Genomic DNA, 19,976 nt, shown 5'->3' with positions numbered 1-19,976 from the left:
GGCTGAGGGGCATCTCGACTTCGCTCGATGCGAACGGATTAGGAAAGAGGTCACGCCGCCCGTTCCTCAATCCGGCCATCGTGCATCACGACGACGCGGTCGCAATGCTCGGCGAGTTCGGGGTCGTGGGTGATGATCAGCAGCGTGGCGCCGAGCGCGGCGCGGCGTGCGAAGATCAGCTCGATAATCGACTGGCCGGTCGCGGTGTCGAGATTGCCCGTCGGTTCGTCGGCGAAGATGATCGCGGGCGAGCTGGCCATTGCGCGCGCGATCGCGACGCGCTGCTGCTCGCCGCCCGAAAGCTGCGCGGGATAGTGGGTGAGCCGATGCCCGAGCCCGACGGCTTCGAGTTCGGCGGCGGCGCGGCCGAACGGATCGGCGATTCCGGCGAGTTCGAGCGGTACGGCGACATTTTCGAGCGCGGTCATCGTAGGGAGCAGGTGAAAGGCCTGGAGCACGATGCCGATGCGACCGCGCCTTGCGCGCGCCAGATCGTCTTCGTCCATCGTCGCAAAGTCGAGCCCCGCGACGTTGATGCTGCCGCCGTTGGCGCGTTCGAGCCCGGCGAGTACCGCCATCAGCGAGCTTTTGCCCGACCCCGAGGGGCCGAGCAGCGCGACCGAGGTTCCGGCTTCGACCTCGAGGTCGACGCCGCGCAAAATTTCGACGGGGGCCTTGTCGCTTCCAAGCGTGAGCGTCACATTATGGGCGGCGATCGCCGCGTTGGGCGATTGTCGTTGGGCGTCGGGCAAGGAGAGGACCCTTTGAAATGAGAACGGCCGGATGGCGCTCTTATGCGATATATGGTTGCGCAATCGCGCTTTGCCAACCGCTCGCCGCATGCGGGTCGGCGGAGGCGCCACCCGCCTCGACAAACGACAAGGCGGCTGCGCCCAAGACGGCGGCGCTCCCCGCCGACGCGCCGCTCGTCATCGCTTTCGGCGATAGCCTCTACGCCGGTTACCAGCTTGGTCCGAAGGAAGGTCTCGCGCCGCAGTTGCAAGCCGCGCTTGCCGACGACGGCGTCGTCGCGCGCGTCCAGAATGCCGGCGTTTCGGGCGACACGACCGCGGCGGGGCGTCAGCGACTGACCTATGTGCTCGACAATGCCAAGGTGAAGCCGGCGCTGGTGCTGCTCGGGCTGGGCGGCAACGACATGCTGCGCGGCATCGGCCCCGACCAGACGCGCGCCAACCTCGACGCGATGCTCGCTGAACTGAAGAAGCGCGAAATCCCGGTGCTGCTGACCGGCATGATGGCGGCGCCGAACCTCGGCAGCGACTATGCGAACAAGTTCAACCCCATCTATCCCGAACTCGCGTCGAAATATGCGGTGAGTTTCTATCCCTTCATCCTCGATAATGTCGTCACCGACAAGGCGCTGATGCTCGGCGACAATCTCCATCCCAATGCGAAGGGCGTGAAGGTCGTGGCCGAGGGGCTGGCGCCGCTCGTCGAACAGGCGCTGCCGAATGCCGGGTAAAATGATCCTCCCTGTGGCGAAGCCATGGGGAGGTGGCAGCGCGAAGCGCTGACCGAAGGGCTTTGGCGCTGACGTTGTCGCCCCTCCACCCCTTGCTTCGCAAGCGGTCCTCCTCCCCATTGCTAGGCGACAGGGAGGATCGAAACCTAGCTCCCCCGCGGCCCGAACAAGATGATCGCCGCGCCGCCCAGGCATACCGCGGCGCCGATCAGGTCCCAGCGGTCGGGCTTCGCGCCCTCGACCGCCCACAGCCACAGCAAGGCCGCGACAATATAGACCCCGCCGTAAGCGGCATAGGTCCGCCCCGCATGTTCGGCATCGACCAACGTGAGCAGGTACGCGAACAGCGCCAGCGACGCTACGCCGGGGACGAGCCACCACACCGGCTTGTCGAGCCGCAGCCACGCCCAGAAGGCGAAGCAACCCGCGATTTCGGCGAGCGCGGCGGCTATGTAGGCAAAGGCGGTCATCGGCGCGTCGTGCCCGGGCCGTATCCGCGGTGCAAATCAAAACTGGTCAGGGTGCGCACAGGCGCTCGCGTTCCAAGGTCCAAGCTCGCGGAGTGGCGGTCAGAGGGCCGCCGCCGCAACTCGATGTGATCATCTGTTCCCAGTCTTTCCGCACGTAGTCCGAATTATATTCGTACCGAATATAGGGTTGCTGACCGTCCCTCGACAAGAATGTCGGACCGATGCCGGTTGTGCTGTCGACGACCGCGATACGATAGGCGACAAAGGCCAGACCCCTGTTCCCTTCTGTCCGGCCATCAACGATCACTCGAATCTTGCGGCGATCAAGGTCGCGGACCAGTATCTGCGTCTCGGGCGCGTCAACGGTTGCATGGTCGAAGACGACCCAGATACTGCCGACATCCGGTCTGGCCAGTCTCGTCGCGAAGTACAGCCTGAGACCCCGGTGTCGTACGCCCTTTCTATCGGTCCATTCGTTTTCGCCTTTGGGACCGACGCGGAACAGGATGCGCGCTTCGCCAAAATCGGCTGCGAGCTGGGAGCGGATCGGGCGACCCGGCTCTTCTGCGCGCTCTGCGATTTGTAGATTTTCCGGAGGCGGGGCAGGGACGGCACAAAATGTAGTTGTTTGGCAAAGCTTGGGCCTGTTGTCGGACACGGGCTTGTCCGGACCGCACGCTGCCAGAAGGACGCAAAGTCCGGCAAAAAATGGCATTGGGCATGCGCATGGCGCTTTGTCGCAAAACCGCTTCCGGCGGGCAACTCGAAGTTGCGCATCTTGGGTCACTATGGAGCAAAAAAGGGGCGACCAACCGGCCGCCCCTTCCTGTTTCGTCACTGACCGAAAGATCAGAAAGCGAAGCCGACGCCGACGACGAAGGTGTCGAAGTCGCCGAAATTGTCGATGAACTGGTGGCGATATTCGCCCTTGGCATAGAGGTTCTGGCCCAGCTTGTGCTGGTAACCGGCACCGACATAGGGATCGTCGACGTCGCCGAAGGTGTAGCCGCCGGTGGCATAGAGCTTGCCGTTGGCGCCGATCTTGGCGCCCGCGCGGCCGCCGGCCGAGAACTGGACGTTCGCGCCGTCGACGAGGACCTTGTCGCCAGCGATTTCGGCACCGACGAACGTCGAGCTGCCGAGGTCGAAGTCATAACCGGCGGCGGCGCCGAGCGTGGCTTCGTCCTGGCCGTTGCCGGTGATCAGGCCGCCGCGAACTTCCACGCGGCCTTCGCCAGCAGGGGCGGCGAGGGCGGGGGTTGCGACGACGGCGGAGAGGAGAGCGGCTGCAACTGCGAATTTTTTCATTTTTCGTTCCTTCATTCAAAACGGACCACGCCCTTTGGGTCGCGGCCCGGCCCCTAAATGGCGTCGACGCCTGTCGCTTCAATGAATGGATCGTTCAGAATGTGACAATTTTCTTACCTGTGTTATTTTTACCACACAGTATAGAATAGCTATGCGGGATCCCTTCCGCGAAACCGCAGATTTCCGATTGTTTCCGTGACGCGAAATTCGGGGGGCGAAGGGCGCTCAGCCCAGCGCGGCCTGCTTTTCCTCGGCAATACGGTCGAGTTCGGCGCGCGTCGGCTTGGTTGCGGCGCTCTTCAATTGGCCGCACGCCGCCATGATGTCGCGCCCGCGCGGGGTGCGCACCGGCGCCGAAATGCCGGCCTTGAAAATCAGGTTGCTGAACGCCTTGACCCGCTCGGGCGTCGAGCATTCATAGGGCGCGCCCGGCCAGGGATTGAACGGGATCAGATTGACCTTCGCCGGCAGCTTATATTGCTTGATCAGCCGGACGAGCTCGCGCGCATCCTCGTCGCTGTCATTCTTGTCCTTCAGCATCACATATTCGAAGGTGATTCGCCGCGCATTGTTCGCACCCGGATAGTCGGCGCACGCCTGCAGCAATTCCTCGATGCCATATTTGCGGTTGAGCGGCACGATCTCGTCGCGGATTTCCTTGTTCACCGCGTGCAGCGAGACGGCAAGGTTGACCCCGATCTCGTCGCCGGCGCGCGCCATCATCGGCACGACGCCGCTGGTCGACAAAGTGATCCGCCGCTTCGACAGCGCCAGCCCGTCGCCGTCCATGACGATCTTGAGTGCGCCCTTGACCTCGTCGAAATTATACAGCGGCTCGCCCATGCCCATCATCACGATATTGGTAAGCATCCGGCCGTCGGCGGTATAATGCCCCGCCTCGTCGTCATAATCCTCGTCCTCGGGATCGGCGCCGAAGCCAGCCATCGTCCCCTTCGGCCATTCGCCGAGCGCGTCGCGCGCGAGCAGCACCTGACCGACGATCTCGCCCGCGCCCAGGTTGCGCACGAGGCGCATCGTGCCGGTGTGGCAGAAACGGCAGTTGAGGGTGCAGCCGACCTGGCTCGACACACAGAGCGTTCCCCGATCGGCGTCGGGGATGAAGACCATCTCATATTCCTGGCCGTCGGCAGCGGCGAGCAGCCATTTGCGCGTGCCGTCGCTCGACACCTGCGCTTCGCGCACGGTCGGGCGGCCGATGATGAAGCGGTCGGTCAGCCACGGGCGCATCGTCTTGGCGATGTCGGTCATCGCCTCGAAATCGGTGACCCCGCGGTGATAGATCCAGTGCCAGATCTGCTTGGCGCGCAGCTTCGCCGCCTTCGCGTCAAGTCCGGCTTCGACGAGCACGCCGCCGATCGCATCGCGCGTCAGCCCGACAAGGTCGATGCGGTTGCCGCCGCGCAGCGGGACGGTGCCCGTCGTCACGGGGTCGATATGGCCGGGAATCTGCATGATGCGCGGCCATATAGTGGGAGAGGGCAAAAAGCGCAATTGCGGCCATTGATCCTCCCTGTCGCGCAGCGAGGGGAGGGGGACCGCCCCGAAGAGGTGGGGGAGGGGCCGCGTCACAGCCCCTCCGTCAGCGCTTCGCGCTGCCACCTCCCATCGCTGCGCCACAGGGAGGATTGGACCTTTTACAGCGATTTCAGCATCGCCAGAACCTGCGGCACCGTGCCATTTGCCTCGGCGTTGCGCAGCGGCAGGACATTCTGCACGAGGATTTCCTCCGGCGTCGGCGTCTGCGCAAACAGCGCCATCACCTCGTCGGCGAAATCGTCCAGCGGCATATAGCCCTCGCGCGTCGACTGGCCGGGGGTCAGATCAGTGCGCACCGCAGGCGGCGCCAGCTCGATCACTTCGACCTTGCCCTCGAGCTGGATGCGCAGCGCAACCGAATAGCTGTGCATCGCCGCCTTCGTCGCCGAATAGGTCGGCGCCTTGGGGAAAGGAACGAAGGCCAGCCCCGACGTCACATTGACGATCGCCGCGCCGTCCTGCGCCGCGAGATGGCCGACCAGCGCGTCAGTCAGCCGGATCGGGCCGAGGATGTTGGTGATCACAGTCGCCTCGGCATGCGACAGGTCGCGTTTTGCACTGGCATCCTCGGCGGCCATGATGCCGGCGTTGTTGACCAGCACATTGAGGTCGGGGAACTTCGCGACAATTTCTTTCGCGAAAGTCGCGATGGCGTCGGCGTCGGTGACGTCGAGCGCCATCGCCGACATGTTCGCCCGTCCGGCGATCGCCGCTTCCAGCTTCGCGGCATTGCGCCCGGTGACGATGACTGTGTTGCCCGCGTCGTGCCAGCGCTGCGCCAGCGCGAGCCCGATGCCCGACCCGCCGCCGGTGACAAGAATGGTGTTGCCCGTGGTTTTCATGGATTGTCTCCTCTTGGGGTGGTGAGAGGGCCTAGATATCCCTATACTCTCCAAAAGAAAGAAGGCACCTGAAAGTGCCATAGTTACCAAAAAGAGAGATTTGGAATTTCCGCGATGCCTACGTCCGAAAAAATTGCCTATGATCCGCACGCGCCGGTTGATCCGCGCGTCGAAACGCTCGTCAACGAACTCATCGGCCGAGTCGCGGACAAATGGACCCTACTCGTTCTCGAGGAACTCGAGGATCATGGAACCTGCCGCTTCACCGAACTGTCGCGCCGCGTGCCCGGCATCAGCCAAAAGATGCTGACGCAGACGTTGCGCGCGATGGAGCGCGACGGGCTGGTGGTGCGCACGGTTCACCCGGTCGTCCCGCCGAAGGTCGAATATTGCCTGACCGACCTCGGGCACAGTTTGGGCGAAGCCTTTTGCGGCGTGTGGGTGTGGGCGGAGGCCAATCTGGAGAGGGTAGCACGGGCGCGCATGGCATTCGACGCACGGGGGTAGTGCCAGCAGATATTGTTCGACCGCCAGCGGTCGGAAGCCGCCATCTCCGTCACGCCACTTTTTTGGCTTTCGGCGCCGTCGTCTTGGGTTTGTAGCGGCAAAGATCCACAACCGGGCAGCGCCAGCATTCGGGCGTACGCGCCTTGCAGATGTAACGGCCGTGGAGGATCAGCCAATGGTGCGCGCCGACGCGGAAGGGCGCGGGGGTTTCCTTGTCCAGCTTCTTTTCGACCGCGAGCACCGTCTTCCCGGGCGCAAGGCCGGTGCGGTTGCCGACGCGGAAGATATGCGTATCGACCGCAAAGGTCTCCGCGCCGAAGGCGCAGTTCATCACGACATTGGCGGTCTTGCGCCCGACGCCCGGAAGTTCCACGAGCGTGTCGCGGTCGGCGGGAACCTCGCCGCCATGGTCGCGGATGAGGATTTCGCTGAGCGCGATGACATTTTTCGCCTTGGCGTTGAACAGGCCGATGGTCTTGATGTGCTGCTTGAGCCCGTCTTCGCCGAGATCGACCATTTGCCGTGGAGTCTTCACGCCCTGAAACAGCGCCCGCGTCGCCTTGTTCACCCCGACGTCGGTCGCCTGCGCCGACAGCACGACCGCGACGAGCAATTGATAGACATTGCCATATTCCAGCTCGGTCTCGGGGCTTGGGTTCAGCTCGGCAAGACGGCGATAGAATTCAAAAATATCGGCCTTTTTCATCGCGTTCAGGACAGTCCAAGCACCTGCGGCATCGTATAGCGATCGGGCTTTTGGGCGATCAGCCACAGCGCCGCACGCACCGCGCCGCGCGCGAAGATCATGCGGTTTTCGGCGCGGTGTGAGAGAGTGATCATCTCTTCGGGGCCGGCGAAGATCACGTCATGGTCGCCCGCGACGGTGCCGCCGCGCAGGCTCGCGAAGCCGATCTTGCCATGGCCGCGTGCGCCGGTGAGGCCGTCGCGGCCGCGTTCGGAACAGGTTGCGAGATCGATCCTCCGTCCCTCCGCCGCCGCCTGCCCCAACAGCAGCGCGGTTCCGCTGGGCGCGTCGACCTTACGGCCATGATGCATTTCGAGAATCTCGATGTCCCATTCGGGGTCGAGCCGCGCCGCGGCCTCGCGGACGAGGTGCGCGAGCAAAGTGACACCGAGTGAGGTGTTGCCGGTCTGGAGAACCGCGATGTCCTTGGCGGCATCGTCGATCAGATAATGATGGCGTTCCTCGAGCCCGGTGGTTCCGATGACGATCGGCGTCCGCGCCGCGACACATGCATCAAGCGTTGCTTCGAGCGCGGCGGGCGAGGAAAAATCGACGAGCACGTCGGCGTCCGATGCCAGGCGCACGACATTGCCCCCCTTGTCGATTCCGCAGCTGCGTTGCCCCGCTTCCGATATCGCGGCGGCGAGCGCGACGCCCATCCGTCCTTCGCTGCCGATAATGCCGATGCTGGTCATTGAACCAAATCCCCGCTTGTCCTGCGCCTGTCGAAGGGTCGCCCTTGCTAAACCGCCGCTTTGAAGGAAGAACGGCCCTACGACAAGCTCAGGACGAACGGAGTTAGCGTGTCCCCTATCCAGAATATCGTCATCCTGACCGGCGCGGGCGTTTCGGCCGAAAGCGGCATCGACACCTTCCGCGATGCCGGGGGGCTGTGGGAGCAGCACCGCGTCGAAGATGTCGCAACACCCGAAGCCTTTGCCCGCGACCCCGACCTCGTCCTGCGATTCTACGACATGCGGCGCGCGGCGATCCAGACCAAGGCGCCAAACGCCGCGCATGAAGCGCTTGCGCGGCTCGACGCCGAATGGCCGGGCGAGTTGCTGATCGTCACCCAGAATGTCGACGACCTGCACGAACGCGCGGGCGCGAAACGGCTGATCCACATGCACGGCGAGCATCTCAACGCCTGGTGCACCGCGTGCGACAACCGCGTACCGTGGACCGGGCCCCTGCTCGGCCGCCCCAACTGTCCCGGCTGCGGTGCGGCGGGGTCGCTGCGCCCCGATATCGTCTGGTTCGGCGAAATGCCGTACCGGATGGACGAGATTTATTACGCGCTGAACCGCGCCGACCTGTTCGTGTCGATCGGCACTTCGGGCGCGGTCTATCCTGCCGCGGGTTTCGTGCGCGAGGCGCGGGCGTCGGGCGCGCGCACGCTCGAACTCAATATGGAGCCGAGCCAGGGTAGCCACTGGTTCGATGCAGCGCGCCACGGACCGGCGACGACGCTGGTACCGGCGTGGGTCGACGAGATTCTGGACAGCAACGGCGGATAGCGGCCGATTGCGGCCTGTCTTTCTCTCTTCCCGCAAGCGGGAGGGGAACCGGTTCACCCACCCCAAAGCGGGTTGCCGGCAGCAAGCCGGGACCATGATCGTGCCCGAATCATGACCCCGGCTTGGACGGACCCCGCAACTTGGGCCCGCCGGTCATTTGCGGATCGAGCTGACCCGGATTGGTTGGTCGCGCGTGGCGCTGGCGATCACGACGTCGGCCTGCGCCGAAGCAAGTGTCCGCGTGTCGCGGCGGCATTGTCGCACGTCATTCTTGCCTGCGAGGTCGAAATCGGGCGCGGTGCCGCACACTTCGACGACAGCGCGCCAGATGCGGCGGTCGAGCGCCTTTGTGCCGGCCTCGGTCCGAAGATCGAGGTCCTTGTGAGCCACGGCGACGCTCGGACTGGCGGGGGCAGTTCGCGCCGATGCGGGCTGGCCGATCGATACGGCAGCAAGGGCGGCGAGGATCAGAAGCTTTTGCATCTTGTTTCTCCATCGTCCGGCTGGGGAGGGGAGGAAGCCGGTGAAACAGAGATAAAAGTCCGGCTGGCGCAGCGCGAGCAACGATGTTGCGCGCTCATTCTGCAAAATTGCAGAATGAGCGTCCGGCCATTATGCCGCACAAGGCGTCATGTATGATTGGAACGACCTGAAGGCCTTTCTGGCCGTTGCCGAAACCGGCAGCACATTGTCGGCGGCGCAATCGATGCGCGTCAGCCAGACGACGGTCGCGCGGCGCATCGCCGCGCTCGAGGAGGCAACAGGGCTTAACCTGTTCGAACGCCGCCAGGCTGGCTATGCGCTGACCCCGGTGGGCGAGGCGATGCTGGCGAGCGCGCTCGCCGTGAAGGACGCCGCCGACCGCTTTGGCGAGGCGGCGGGCGCGCGCTCGCGCGATGCCGGCGGCACGGTCAGCCTGACGACGATGGAAATTTTTGCGGTCACCATCCTGCCGCCGATCCTGCGCGACCTGCGCGCCGCGCATCCCGGAATCCACATTCAGCTCGATACGTCGGACGAATCGCGCGACCTTGCGGCTGGCGCGGCGGACATCGCGATCCGCAGCAGCAAGCAGCCGAGCGGTGGCGGGCTTGTCGGGCGGCGCATCGCTGACAATCCGTGGACGGTTTATTGCAGCCGCGACTACGCCGACCTGCATGGCATCCCGCATGGCCGCGCGGAACTCGCCACGCATCCCTTCATCGGCGGCGGTGGCGGGGTCTGGGAACCTTATCGGGCGTGGCTGCGCCAGCACGGGCTCGAGGAGTCGGTGGTGATGCAATATGACACGGGGTCGGGGCTGCTCGCGGGGGTGCGCTCGGGCATGGGCCTCACCATCCTGCCTGGCTTCATCGCCGATCGCGAACCCGACCTGATCCGCTGTATTCCGCCCAAGACAGAGGATACGACCGGATTGTGGCTACTCACCCACGAACGGTTGCGCCATGTGCCGCGCGTGCGCCTCGTCCTTGATTTCCTCGCTTCCGAATTGACCAAGCTAGCGCGCGGTTAGGCGAGAGCATTTTCCACGGCGGCGTCAACATGCAGCGCGAGCGTGTCGAACAGCGGCACCGCGCTATCTGCTTCGCCGACCAGCAGCATGATTTCGGTGCAGCCGAGGACGATCGCCTCGGCGCCGCCCGCGATCAGTGCGGCGATGATCCGGCGATATTCGGCGCGCGACGCGTCGCGGATCACGCCCTGCACCAGCTCGTCATAGATGATGCTGTGGACAATCGCGCGATCGGCATCGCCGGGGATCATCGCCTCGATCCCCGCCGCCGCCATCCGCGCCGTATAGAAGGGCTTTTCCATCGTGAAGGCCGTGCCGAGCAGCCCGACGCGCGAGAAACCCGCCGCCCTGATCGCGGCGATGGTCGGGTCGGCGATGTGAAGCAGCGGCACCGGCGTCGCGGCCTCGACCGCCTCTGCGCAGAGGTGCATCGTGTTCGCGCAGATCAGCAACAGCTCGGCGCCGCCTGCGGTCAATGAACGGGCCGCGTCCGCCATCTGCGCGTCGAGTACGTCCCAGTCGCCGTTTGCCTGTAATTCGGCGATGGGCGCGAAATCGAGCGACAGCAGCAGGATGCGCGCCGAATGGAGCCCGCCGAGCCGCTTCCGCACGCCTTCGTTGAGCAGCCGGTAATATTGCGCGGAGCTTTCCCAGCTCAAACCGCCGATCAGGCCGATTGTTTTCATTGCATCCATCCGTTCCGAAAGCGCTGTCCTACATTATTGGCCCGGTCTAGCCTGCCCGGCGATGACACGCGACACAGCTTTCCTCCTGACCGCTGCAGAGGGCCTTCCGTGCTCTTCGATCCGCGCGACGGACTGCGATTTGCGAGTGAAGTTACGCAGTTTTCCGCCGTTTCGGAAAAGCGCTGTCTTTCCTTCTTCCGTCACCCCGGACTTGATCCGGGGTCCCGCTTATCCCGGCGCCTCGCATGGATCCCGGATCAAGTCCGGGATGACGGAGAGGAGGACGAAAATTTGCGAATCGCGAATGAAGTTACGCAGAAATCCGCCACTTCTCCCAAGCGCCTCAGCGCAGCTTGGCGCACCCCAGCGCCGCCGCGTCGATCGCGGTCGCGGCGCCGCGCAGCCGGTACGTATCGGCGATCGCGCCGCCCGTCGCGGTCCCGCTCTCGACGCTCATGCTCGGTGCCGACCGCATCGCGGCGACGATCGCCGCGTCCATGCGCGCGTCGCTCGCCCAGCCATGCGCGCCGTTGCCGGTCAGGATGAAGCGGCGGCTGCCGATCGTCAGGCGCAGGTCGCGGTCCGGCGCGCGCGCCTTCGACAGGCGGACATAGAATTGACCGCGGATACGCGACTTGGGCCAATAGCCGACGCTGGCATAGGCCTTCACTTGCGGCGTGCCGATCGTCGCGGACGGGGCGGCGAGGGCGTAGCAGCGCGGGGTCGCGGGATCGCGGAACGCGCCCCAGCCGTCAAAAATGCCGAGCGCGGTCGGGGCAGCCGCAAGCGTTGCGGCAGGCGCCGCCGCCAGCATGAGGAAAAGAGTGGCCCAGCGCCGCATCGCTCCTCGTTTGCGCGATTGGGGATGCTTTGCAAGCATGGCTTGCGCGATGCGGTGCGTGCGTTAAGGAAGGTGGACATTTTCAGGGGCCAGAATCGGGGCACGAATCGCCTCCGATGGTCTGTCCCTCAGGGACTTTTCCCGCGGCACATACTAGGGATGGCGGATACAGAATGAAAGCGACGATCGAACGCGCAGTGTTGTTGAAGAGCCTCGGCCACGTTCAGTCGGTGGTCGAACGGCGCAATACGATCCCGATCCTTTCCAACGTGCTGATCGAAGCCGATGCGTCGGGCCAGCTCAAATTGATGGCGACCGACCTCGACCTGCAGGTCGTCGAAACGATCGCGGCCAAGGTCGAAACGCCAGGCACGACGACGGTTTCGGCGCACACTTTGTTCGAAATCGCGCGCAAGCTGCCCGAAGGGTCGGAAGTCAGCCTTGCGGCCGCCGAAGGCAAGATGCAAGTCAAGGCCGGCCGCTCGAACTTCAACCTGCCGACGCTGCCGCGCGACGACTTCCCGGTGATCGCCGAAGGCGACCTGCCGACCAATTTCGAACTGCCCGTCGCCGAACTGATCCAGATCATCGACAAGACGCGCTTCGCCATCTCGACCGAGGAAACGCGCTACTACCTCAACGGCATCTTCCTGCATGTCGCCGAGGATGCCTCGGGCCCGGTGCTGAAAGCTGCGGCGACCGACGGCCATCGCCTTGCGCGCTACACCGTCACGCGCCCCGACGGCGCCGCGTCGATGCCCGACGTCATCGTGCCGCGCAAATGCGTCACCGAAATCCGCAAGCTGCTCGACGAGGCCGAAGGCAATGTCGAAATCAGCCTGTCGGCGAGCAAGGTCCGCTTCCAGCTCGGCAACGCGATCCTGACCTCGAAGCTGATCGACGGTACCTTCCCCGACTACAGCCGCGTCATTCCGACCGCGAACGACAAGCTGCTCAAGGTCGATCCGAAGAGCCTGTTCCAGGGCGTCGATCGCGTCTCGACCATCGCCAGCGAAAAGACGCGCGCGGTCAAGGTCGGTCTCGACAAGGACCGCATCACGCTGTCGGTGACCAGCCCCGAGAATGGCACCGCCGCCGAAGAACTCGCTGCCGGCTATGACAGCGATTCGATGGAGATCGGCTTCAACGCGCGCTATCTCAGCGACATCTTGGGGCAGGTCGACGGCGACAGCGTCGAACTGCACCTCGCCGACGCCAATGCGCCGACGCTGATCCGCGAAAGCGAAAAGAGCCCGGCGCTCTATGTGCTGATGCCGATGCGGGTCTGACGACCGCTACAGCGCCGAACGAAAAGGCCCTGCGATTGCAGGGCCTTTTCTTATCCGGCCTTCGCGACCCGCCAGATCACGCCGCCGGTGTCGTCGGCGACGAGCGCGCTGCCGTCCTTTGCAACCTTGACGTCGGCCGGGCGGCCGCGGGTCGTCTTGCCGTCCGCGGCAAGGAACTGGTCGAGCAGGGTGACGGGCAGGGCGTCGACGGGCTTGCCGTTCGCGCCGAACTTGACGAATACCACGCTGTATCCGGCCACAGGCTCGCGGTTCCATGACCCGTGCAGCGCGATCAGCGCGCCGTTCGCCCAGCGGTCGCCAAGGTCGAGCCCTTCCGTGAAGGTGAAGCCCAGCGGCGCGGTGTGGGCGCCGAGGCCATATTCGGGGCGCTTGACATATTGGCGTCGATCCTCGGCTTCGGGCTCGACGCGCGGGTCGATGTAGCCCCCCCAATAATACCAGGGCCAGCCGTAGAAATCGCCTTCGGTGACGTCGGTCAGATAGTCGGGGACAAGGTCGCTACCGAGCATGTCGCGTTCGTTGACGACGGTCCACAGCCGGTCGCTGCCGGGATAGAAGCCGAGGCCCACGGGGTTGCGGATGCCCGCGGCGAAGGTACGCATATATTTGTTCTCGGGCCGGACCTCGAGCACGCTGGCGCGGCGGAATTCGCGGTTCATGCCCTTTTCGCCGATATTGGAATCGGCGCCGACGCCGATATAGAGCCAGCCGTTCGGCGCGGCGGCAAGGCTCTTGGTCCAGTGCCGGTTGGTGCCCTTGGCGGGCAGGTCGACGATCTTGGCAGGCTTGCCGCTCATCTTCGTTTCGCCCGCGACATAGGGGAAGGCGAGCAGTGCGTCGGTGTTGGCGACGTAGAGCGTCGAGCCGACCAGCGCCATGCCATAGGGCGAGTTGAGACCCGTGATATAGGCCGTCCTGACCTCGGCCTTGCCATCGCCGTCGGCGTCGCGGAGCAGGGTGATCCGGTTCGCAGACGGGCGGCGGCCGGTGCCGCCCTTGCCCATCAGGCTGCTCATGATCTTGCCCTCGACTCCCGACGTGTCGCGCGGCGGGCTCTGTGATTCGGCAACGAGCACGTCGCCGTTCGGGAGCACCAATATGGTGCGCGGATGGTCGAGCCCTTCGGCGAAGCGCGCGACCGCCAGCCCCTGGGCGGCGCGCGGCGCCTGTCCGGCGGGCCAGCTTGTCGCCTCGGGCACGTTGATCGTCGGAAATGTCTCGGTCCGCTGCGACGCCATTACCGGCACCCGGCCGCTGAGTTCGGCGGTCGAAAAGCGCGCGACATCGGGCCGCGACATGACGTAAAATGTGATGCCGCCGGCGATCAGCAGCAGCAACAGGGCGAGGGCGGCATATTTCAGGATCTTGCGCATGACGACTGTCTACACGGGCACGGCGCGGCGTCAAAGGGGGTTGGGTGCGGCGGAACGGTTAACAGCCAGACCATCGCCATTAACCTTACCCGCTTGTTCATCACGGTTGGGAACGCGCCGGTGAGGCGGCGGCGCGTAGAAAAGGACACGCCCAACGGACCAGGAACCCGATGCACCTGCCAGCCCCATTTCTGACCGATCGCGCCGCGGTCGACGATGCCCGCGCGCTCATCGACCTTCATGGCGAAGAAGCGGGCTTTGCCGCTGCGGCACGTGCCGAACAATATCGCGTGCTCGGCAACCACATCCATTTCGCGCGCTGGCGCCAGATCGAGCGGCTGATCACTTATCTGTCGGTCGAGGATATCCTCGACACGGTGCATTAGCGTCTAAAGCCGCAGGCCCGCGGTTTCGGGCAAATCCGCCATGATGTTGAGATTCTGGACACAGGCGCCGCTCGCGCCCTTGCCCAGATTGTCGAGCCGCGCGACGAGGCGGAGCTGACGGCCGCTGGGGTCCGCGAAGACGGTCAGTTCCATCCGGTCCGTCGCCGCGTCCTTCTGGCTGAGAAGCAATTCGCCCTCATCGCCGCGCCGCACGCTGACCAGCGGCGACCCGCCGAAATGCGCAGCGAGCGCATCGAAGACCGCGTCGGCGGTCGGCGTATCGAAGCTGAGCGGCACCTCGACGAGCATCCCGCGATAGACGGGCACCACCGCCGGAGCGAATAGCGGCGGGTGGGCAAGGCCGGCGCCCCGCTGCATTTCGGGCACATGCTTGTGGTTCAGCGACAGGCCGTAGCTGCGAAAGCCGATGTCGGGCTCGGCTTCGAAGCGCGCGATCAGTTCCTTGCCGCCCCCAGAATAGCCCGACACCGCGTTGACGCTGAACCGCGTGTCCGCCGGGACGAGCCCTGCGGCGACCAGCGGCGCGACGAGCGCGAGGAAGCCGGTCGGATAGCAGCCCGGATTGCTGACACGCGTCGAGGCGGCAATTGCCTCGCGCTGCGCCATGCTCAGTTCGGGAAAGCCATAGGCCCAGTCTGGCGCAACGCGGTGGGCTGTCGATGCGTCGATCACCTTGGTGCGATCGTTGCGGATCATCGCGACTGCCTCGATCGCCGCGGCATCGGGCAGGCACAGGATGACGAAATCGGCGCCGTTCAGCGCTTCGGCGCGCCGCGCCGCATCCTTGCGTTCGGCATCCGGCAGGGCGATAAGTGCAAATTCGCTACGCCCGGCAAGCCGCTCGGCGATTTCGAGGCCCGTCGTCCCCGCCGCGCCGTCGATAAAAACCGTCTGTGTCATGATGTTATCGCAGTCTTTTATATCCGCTCACCGGCGGATCATGGTCCTTTGCGGCCGAACGGGCGATGACGTCGGCCAGCGGCTCAACCTTCACCGCCATCCATCGTCGGCTGGCATGGATGATATTCCGCTCGTCGGCCATGATGCCGACGTGGCCGGGAAAGAAGACGAGGTCGCCGCGCGCGAGGCTCGCTGGATCGACATCCTTGTCTGCGCCGAGCGCAGCGAATTGCAGGTCGCTGTCGCGCGGCAGCTGGACGCCGGCCGCACCCCAGGCAAGCTGGACGAGCCCCGAACAGTCGATGCCGGTCCTTGTCCGCCCGCCCCAAAGATAGGGCGCGTCGATCATCTGTTCGGCGACGCCGGCAGGGTCCGTGTCGGGCGTGCCAACCTCGGCCAGCGCCGCGAGCGGCAGATAGCCATGCGACGTTGCGAGCCATTCTCCCTCGGGCACGCCCATCACGAGCGCGCCCCGCGGCAGGACGGCCGGGCCGCCGCTCGCCGCGTCGGGTGCTCCGTGCAGAATTGCTTCGATTGCCGTGACGCGGTGGGTCGGCGCAATGGGTGCACCGAGTGCATCGGCCGCGAGATAGCCGACATAATGGTCGGCGAGGCAATATCCCCAAGCCCAGCCGCCCGTCAGGTCGAGCAGCGCAAAGCCTTCGCCGAACAGCAGTTCGCTCGTCAGGTCGGCGTCGATCGAGGGGGTGGCCCGCAGCGCCGCTGCCGGCAGCACGCCGCTGCGCATCATCGGCGCGGCATAATGCGGCGCGAAATGCGTCCCGGCGACGGCGATGTCGGCAAGGTCGGGACGGATCGCGACGACGCGCGGATCGAAAGCCTGCGACGTACCCGTTAGCCCGAAACGGTTGCGGCCCGCGCCGGCGGCACCGGGGCGCCCCATGCGTATGCGATTGGTCGCTGAACTCTCGCCGCTTTCTGCTGTCACTGGCTGTCCTGTTGAAACCACGGGCCCGCACGGTGCGGACAATCGCGCGCCATTAGACCAGCAGGGCCTGCTTGATCAAGAATGTTCGATTTTGCCGCGCCGGTCGTAGCGCGACTGGAGCATGGCCCAAGCGGCGCGCAGCCCCAGCGCCGCGCCACCCTTGGGGCGCCCAGGCTTCGCCGACGGGCGCCAGGCGAAGGTGTCGAGGTGCGCCCATGCGGTGCCTTCGGGGATAAAGCGTTTGAGGAACAGGGCGGCGGTGATCGATCCGGCAAAGGGCGAACTGCCGGCATTGCCGAGATCGGCGATGTCGGTTTCGAGCAGGTCGGCATAGCCGTCCCACAGCGGCATGCGCCACAGCGGGTCGTCGCGTTCGATCCCGCCCGCGAGCATGGCGTCGGCAAGCGCGTCGTCGTTGGCGAAGAGCGGCGGCAGGTCGGGGCCGAGCGCGACGCGTGCCGCACCGGTGAGCGTTGCGAAATCGACGATCAACTCGGGCTTTGCTTCGCCCGCCTTTGCCAGCGCATCGCCGAGCACCAGCCGGCCCTCGGCGTCGGTATTGCCGATCTCGACGGTCAAGCCCTTGCGGCTCTTGAGCACGTCGCCCGGGCGGAAGGCGTCGGCCGAGATGGCATTTTCGGCGGCGGCGACAAGGCAGTGCAGCCGTATCGGCAGGCCGCTCGCCATTATCAGTTCGGCAAGCGCCAGAACATGCGCGGCACCCCCCATGTCCTTCTTCATCAACCGCATTCCCGCCGCAGGCTTGATGTCGAGCCCGCCGCTGTCGAAGCTGATGCCCTTGCCGACCAGCGCGACGCGCGGGTGGTCGTCCTTGCCCCATGTGATTTCGATCAGGCGCGGGGCATGATGCTTGGCCGCGGCGCGGCCGACGGCATGGATCATCGGATAGCCCTGTTCGAGCGCTTCGCCCTTGGTGACCGTCAGTTTGCCGCCATGCGCCTTGGCAATGCGTTCGGCCGCCTTCTCGATCGCCGCGGGCCCCATGTCGGCGGCGGGCGTGTTGACGAGGTCGCGGACGAGCGCAACGGCGCGTACCTCGGCGACCATCGGCGCAATCGCGCCGACGTCGCCGGTCAACAGAACACGCGGGCCCTTGGTCGGCGGCTTCGATTTATAGGCGTCGAAGCGATATTGCGCGCTCATCCAGCCGAATAAGGCCTTGCCCGGCTGCCGGCCTTCGACGCGATAGCGGCCTTCGGGCAGGATTTGCCCCAGCTTCGCAAGGCACCAGGCCGACAGGCTCTCGACGTTAGCAACGGTCGTGACGACGGCCCATTTTTCGGGATCGTCGCCGGGCAAGATCGCATGGACGAATGTGTCGGGTTTGAAGCCGACGGCGGCAAGATGCGCGCGTTCGCGCGCACTTCGGCCGTTCAGCCACTCGTCATAGCTGTTTTTGTCGACCAGGTGGATCGCGTGGGCGTCCTGTCCCTTGTCGGGCTGGATCATGTCAGAATAGTCGATCATGGCCGTGGTGCTAGGCCGCCAGGGATATTTTGTCGATTCCTTGCGTTGTGCCGGCATGACGAACGAAAAGACCTGGCGAAACGCCATTGCGATCCTGGCCGCCACCATGCTGCTGGCGGGATGTTCCGAGGACAAGCCGACCACCCAGCAAAAGGTCGCCGCAGCATCGGTTCCCGGCGCGCCGCCCGACGGGCCGGCCGATATTGCCGCCAAAAACGCGCCGGCGTCGAAAGTGAACGAAACCAACGATCTGGTTGAGTTCGCCTACGCCTATCCGCGCGATGCGGCTGCCATCCCCGAGCTTGCGGCGTTCCTCGACAGCGACCGGGCGACGAAACGCGATGCGCTCGTCGCGGCGGCGAGGCGCGACAAGGCAGCGGCGGAAAAGGGCGGCTTTCCCTATCGTCGTCACAGCCATCTCCAGACGTGGCAGCGCGTTGCCAGCACCCCGCGCTTCCTCAGCCTTTCTGCCGAGATCGAAACCTATATGGGCGGCGCGCACGGCATGACGAATTTCGACACGCTGATCTGGGACCGCAACCATCGCAAGCAGCGCAAGCCGCTCGACCTGTTTGAGAGCGGCGAGGCGTTCGACGCCGCGATCCGCGATTCCTTCTGCGCGGGCGTCAAGCGCGCCAAGGCGGCCAAGGGCATCGTCGCCGACGAGGCGCCCGACAGCCCCTTCGCCAAATGCCCGCCCGCATCGGCTCAGACGGTGTGGCTGGGTTCGTCCGACGGCCGCTATATCGATCGCCTGACGATCGCGATCGCGCCCTATGAGGTCGGTCCGTTTGCCGAGGGCAGCTACAAGATCAACCTCCCGATCACCGGTGCGCTCGCCAAAGCCGTAAAGGACGAATTCGCGCGCGATTTCCTGCCCATCAATTGAATGGAGAATGGCCGTGGCGAAACAGCCCAAAGCCGGCAAGGTCGGCGAAAGCAGCAAGGAAAAGAAGGGCAAGCGCAGCGACGCGGAAAAGCTGCGCCGCGAGGTCGGCGACAGCAAGACGATTGCCGACCCGCCGCCCGACCGCGAAGCCGACTTGGCCCGCGCGCCCAAATGGCAACCGCGCTACCCCGGGTCGGGGCGGCTTGACGGAAAGGTGGCGATCGTCACCGGCGGCGACAGCGGGATCGGGCGGGCGGTATGTGCCTTATTCGCGCGCGAGGGCGCCGATGTTGCGATCGTCTACCTCGAGAACCGGGCCGATGCGGTCGCAACCGCCGCAATCGTCGAAGCCGAAGGGCGCCGCGCGATCGCGATCAAGGCCGATGTCGGAAAGCCCAAGGCGGGCGAAAGGATCGTCGCGCAGACGGTCGATAAGCTCGGCCGGCTCGATATCCTTGTCAACAATGCCGGCGAGCAGCATCCGGCAGCGGACATTCGCGATATCAGCCCCGACCAGCTGCAACAGACGTTCGCCACGAATATTTTCGGCATGTTCTATCTGGTGCAGGCGGCGCTGCCGCACCTCAAAAAAGGTTCGGCGATCGTCAATTGCACGAGCGTAACCATGTATCAGGGATCGAAAGGCCTGCTCGATTATAGCGCGACCAAGGGTGCGATTACCGCCTTTACCCGGTCGCTCAGCGAAAATCTGGTGGGACAGGGCATTCGTGTGAACGGCGTTGCGCCGGGGCCGATCTGGACCCCGCTCAATCCCCGTGGCGGCGCGCCGGCCGAAAAGGTGGCGACCTTCGGCGAAAGCACGCCGATGAAACGGCCAGGCGAACCAAACGAAGTCGCGCCCTGCTTCCTGTTCCTCGCTTGCGACGACAGCAGCTATATGTCGGGCCAGGTGCTGCATCCCAATGGTGGCACGATCGTTAACGGATAGCGGGGCGGCAAAGGAGAAATGCCATGCCAGCCAAATCGAAAGCCCAGCAGAAAGCCGCCGGCGCCGCATTGAGCGCCAAACGCGGCGATACACCCAAGTCGGAACTGAAAGGCGCGTCCAAAGAGATGGTCGACAGTATGACCAAGAAACAGCTGGAGGATTTCGCCAAGGGCTCGGCCAAGGGTAAACCCGAACACGTCGATCGATAACCGATACCGCCGGTTTTCAGGTCCTCGCCCCCG

Annotated in this window: 24 protein-coding genes; 9 read left to right on the top strand and 15 right to left on the bottom strand. The window is 65.0% G+C overall.

Translation table 11 applies throughout. The features are described from left to right. Positions 1 to 50: 50 nt before the first annotated feature. Positions 51 to 752, bottom strand: coding sequence for an ABC transporter ATP-binding protein (locus ATE71_RS14060; RefSeq protein WP_058803992.1), 702 nt, complete (start codon positions 750 to 752; stop codon positions 51 to 53). 17 nt (positions 753 to 769) lie between these two features. On the opposite strand from ATE71_RS14060, the gene ATE71_RS14055 reads away from it, so the two are divergent. Further along, positions 770 to 1,483, top strand: a complete 714-nt coding sequence (locus ATE71_RS14055) for an arylesterase (protein ID WP_058803991.1) — start codon at positions 770 to 772, stop codon at positions 1,481 to 1,483. A 146-nt stretch (positions 1,484 to 1,629) separates the two neighbouring features. On the opposite strand, the gene ATE71_RS14050 is transcribed toward ATE71_RS14055, so the two are convergent. From ATE71_RS14050 to ATE71_RS14030, 5 genes are all read right to left on the bottom strand, one after another. After that, the gene (locus tag ATE71_RS14050) at positions 1,630 to 1,953 is read right to left on the bottom strand and encodes a YnfA family protein (RefSeq protein WP_058803990.1); all 324 of its coding nucleotides are present in this window, start codon (positions 1,951 to 1,953) and stop codon (positions 1,630 to 1,632) included. 46 nt (positions 1,954 to 1,999) lie between these two features. After that, on the bottom strand, positions 2,000 to 2,668 hold the full coding sequence (locus ATE71_RS22210; protein ID WP_235588026.1) for a hypothetical protein: 669 nt from the start codon (positions 2,666 to 2,668) through the stop codon (positions 2,000 to 2,002). 134 nt (positions 2,669 to 2,802) lie between these two features. After that, positions 2,803 to 3,261, bottom strand: coding sequence for an outer membrane protein (locus ATE71_RS14040; protein ID WP_058804026.1), 459 nt, complete (start codon positions 3,259 to 3,261; stop codon positions 2,803 to 2,805). A gap of 225 nt (positions 3,262 to 3,486) precedes the next feature. Beyond that, positions 3,487 to 4,734, bottom strand: a complete 1,248-nt coding sequence (gene rlmN / locus ATE71_RS14035) for a 23S rRNA (adenine(2503)-C(2))-methyltransferase RlmN (protein WP_058803988.1) — start codon at positions 4,732 to 4,734, stop codon at positions 3,487 to 3,489. 182 nt (positions 4,735 to 4,916) lie between these two features. Beyond that, positions 4,917 to 5,660, bottom strand: coding sequence for an SDR family oxidoreductase (locus tag ATE71_RS14030; RefSeq protein WP_058803987.1), 744 nt, complete (start codon positions 5,658 to 5,660; stop codon positions 4,917 to 4,919). Between the two features lie 114 nt (positions 5,661 to 5,774). Here ATE71_RS14030 and ATE71_RS14025 point away from each other — a divergent pair, with 114 nt between their 5' ends. Then, positions 5,775 to 6,167 (top strand): winged helix-turn-helix transcriptional regulator, encoded by a 393-nt coding sequence (locus ATE71_RS14025; RefSeq protein WP_058803986.1) that lies wholly within the window; start codon positions 5,775 to 5,777, stop codon positions 6,165 to 6,167. A 49-nt stretch (positions 6,168 to 6,216) separates the two neighbouring features. Here ATE71_RS14025 and nth read toward each other — a convergent pair whose 3' ends face one another. Further along, positions 6,217 to 6,873, bottom strand: coding sequence for an endonuclease III (nth, locus tag ATE71_RS14020; RefSeq protein WP_058803985.1), 657 nt, complete (start codon positions 6,871 to 6,873; stop codon positions 6,217 to 6,219). Positions 6,874 to 6,878: 5 nt separating this feature from the next. Further along, positions 6,879 to 7,607: a 4-hydroxy-tetrahydrodipicolinate reductase gene (dapB, locus tag ATE71_RS14015; RefSeq protein ID WP_058803984.1), complete on the bottom strand. Its 729-nt coding sequence runs from the start codon at positions 7,605 to 7,607 to the stop codon at positions 6,879 to 6,881. 108 nt (positions 7,608 to 7,715) lie between these two features. Between dapB and ATE71_RS14010 the strand changes: the two genes are divergently transcribed. Beyond that, positions 7,716 to 8,429, top strand: coding sequence for an NAD-dependent deacylase (locus ATE71_RS14010; protein ID WP_058804025.1), 714 nt, complete (start codon positions 7,716 to 7,718; stop codon positions 8,427 to 8,429). Positions 8,430 to 8,582: 153 nt separating this feature from the next. Here ATE71_RS14010 and ATE71_RS14005 read toward each other — a convergent pair whose 3' ends face one another. Continuing rightward, positions 8,583 to 8,912: a UrcA family protein gene (locus tag ATE71_RS14005; protein WP_058803983.1), complete on the bottom strand. Its 330-nt coding sequence runs from the start codon at positions 8,910 to 8,912 to the stop codon at positions 8,583 to 8,585. Between the two features lie 148 nt (positions 8,913 to 9,060). Here ATE71_RS14005 and ATE71_RS14000 point away from each other — a divergent pair, with 148 nt between their 5' ends. After that, on the top strand, positions 9,061 to 9,942 hold the full coding sequence (locus ATE71_RS14000; RefSeq protein ID WP_058803982.1) for a LysR family transcriptional regulator: 882 nt from the start codon (positions 9,061 to 9,063) through the stop codon (positions 9,940 to 9,942). Here the strand turns inward: ATE71_RS14000 and ATE71_RS13995 are convergent. Then, a complete protein-coding gene (locus ATE71_RS13995; RefSeq protein WP_058804024.1) occupies positions 9,939 to 10,628 on the bottom strand; it encodes an aspartate/glutamate racemase family protein in 690 nt (229 codons plus the stop codon). The two genes, ATE71_RS14000 and ATE71_RS13995, sit on opposite strands and share 4 nt — an antisense overlap. A 343-nt stretch (positions 10,629 to 10,971) precedes the next feature. Next, entirely contained in the window at positions 10,972 to 11,469 is a 498-nt protein-coding gene (locus tag ATE71_RS13990; protein ID WP_058803981.1) for a hypothetical protein, read from the bottom strand. Between the two features lie 173 nt (positions 11,470 to 11,642). On the opposite strand from ATE71_RS13990, the gene dnaN reads away from it, so the two are divergent. After that, positions 11,643 to 12,758, top strand: a complete 1,116-nt coding sequence (dnaN, locus tag ATE71_RS13985; protein WP_058803980.1) for a DNA polymerase III subunit beta — start codon at positions 11,643 to 11,645, stop codon at positions 12,756 to 12,758. A gap of 50 nt (positions 12,759 to 12,808) precedes the next feature. On the opposite strand, the gene ATE71_RS13980 is transcribed toward dnaN, so the two are convergent. Further along, a complete protein-coding gene (locus ATE71_RS13980) occupies positions 12,809 to 14,152 on the bottom strand; it encodes a PQQ-dependent sugar dehydrogenase (RefSeq protein ID WP_058803979.1) in 1,344 nt (447 codons plus the stop codon). A gap of 170 nt (positions 14,153 to 14,322) precedes the next feature. Here ATE71_RS13980 and ATE71_RS13975 point away from each other — a divergent pair, with 170 nt between their 5' ends. Further along, positions 14,323 to 14,538, top strand: a complete 216-nt coding sequence (locus tag ATE71_RS13975; RefSeq protein WP_058803978.1) for a hypothetical protein — start codon at positions 14,323 to 14,325, stop codon at positions 14,536 to 14,538. A 3-nt stretch (positions 14,539 to 14,541) separates the two neighbouring features. On the opposite strand, the gene argC is transcribed toward ATE71_RS13975, so the two are convergent. The 3 genes from argC to ATE71_RS13960 form a co-directional block, all read right to left on the bottom strand. Beyond that, on the bottom strand, positions 14,542 to 15,459 hold the full coding sequence (argC, locus tag ATE71_RS13970; protein WP_058803977.1) for an N-acetyl-gamma-glutamyl-phosphate reductase: 918 nt from the start codon (positions 15,457 to 15,459) through the stop codon (positions 14,542 to 14,544). Positions 15,460 to 15,463: 4 nt separating this feature from the next. Beyond that, entirely contained in the window at positions 15,464 to 16,408 is a 945-nt protein-coding gene (locus ATE71_RS13965; protein ID WP_235588025.1) for a C40 family peptidase, read from the bottom strand. 75 nt (positions 16,409 to 16,483) lie between these two features. Further along, the gene (locus ATE71_RS13960; protein ID WP_058803975.1) at positions 16,484 to 17,896 is read right to left on the bottom strand and encodes a leucyl aminopeptidase family protein; all 1,413 of its coding nucleotides are present in this window, start codon (positions 17,894 to 17,896) and stop codon (positions 16,484 to 16,486) included. A gap of 55 nt (positions 17,897 to 17,951) precedes the next feature. Here ATE71_RS13960 and ATE71_RS13955 point away from each other — a divergent pair, with 55 nt between their 5' ends. The 3 genes from ATE71_RS13955 to ATE71_RS13945 all read left to right on the top strand — a co-directional run bounded on the left by ATE71_RS13955 (position 17,952) and on the right by ATE71_RS13945 (position 19,943). Next, positions 17,952 to 18,785 carry a DUF4163 domain-containing protein gene (locus ATE71_RS13955; protein ID WP_058804023.1) on the top strand — a complete coding sequence of 278 codons (834 nt, stop codon included), beginning with the start codon at positions 17,952 to 17,954 and terminating at the stop codon, positions 18,783 to 18,785. 121 nt (positions 18,786 to 18,906) lie between these two features. Then, positions 18,907 to 19,734: an SDR family oxidoreductase gene (locus ATE71_RS13950; protein ID WP_235588030.1), complete on the top strand. Its 828-nt coding sequence runs from the start codon at positions 18,907 to 18,909 to the stop codon at positions 19,732 to 19,734. A 23-nt stretch (positions 19,735 to 19,757) separates the two neighbouring features. Beyond that, positions 19,758 to 19,943: a DUF3008 family protein gene (locus tag ATE71_RS13945; protein WP_058803974.1), complete on the top strand. Its 186-nt coding sequence runs from the start codon at positions 19,758 to 19,760 to the stop codon at positions 19,941 to 19,943. Positions 19,944 to 19,976: the final 33 nt, after the last annotated feature.

The organism is Sphingopyxis sp. H115, from assembly GCF_001468465.1.
In the GTDB taxonomy this organism is placed as follows: Bacteria; Pseudomonadota; Alphaproteobacteria; order Sphingomonadales; family Sphingomonadaceae; genus Sphingopyxis.
The sequence above is the reverse complement of the archived record's forward strand: the minus strand, read 5'-3'. Positions and strand labels throughout refer to the sequence as shown.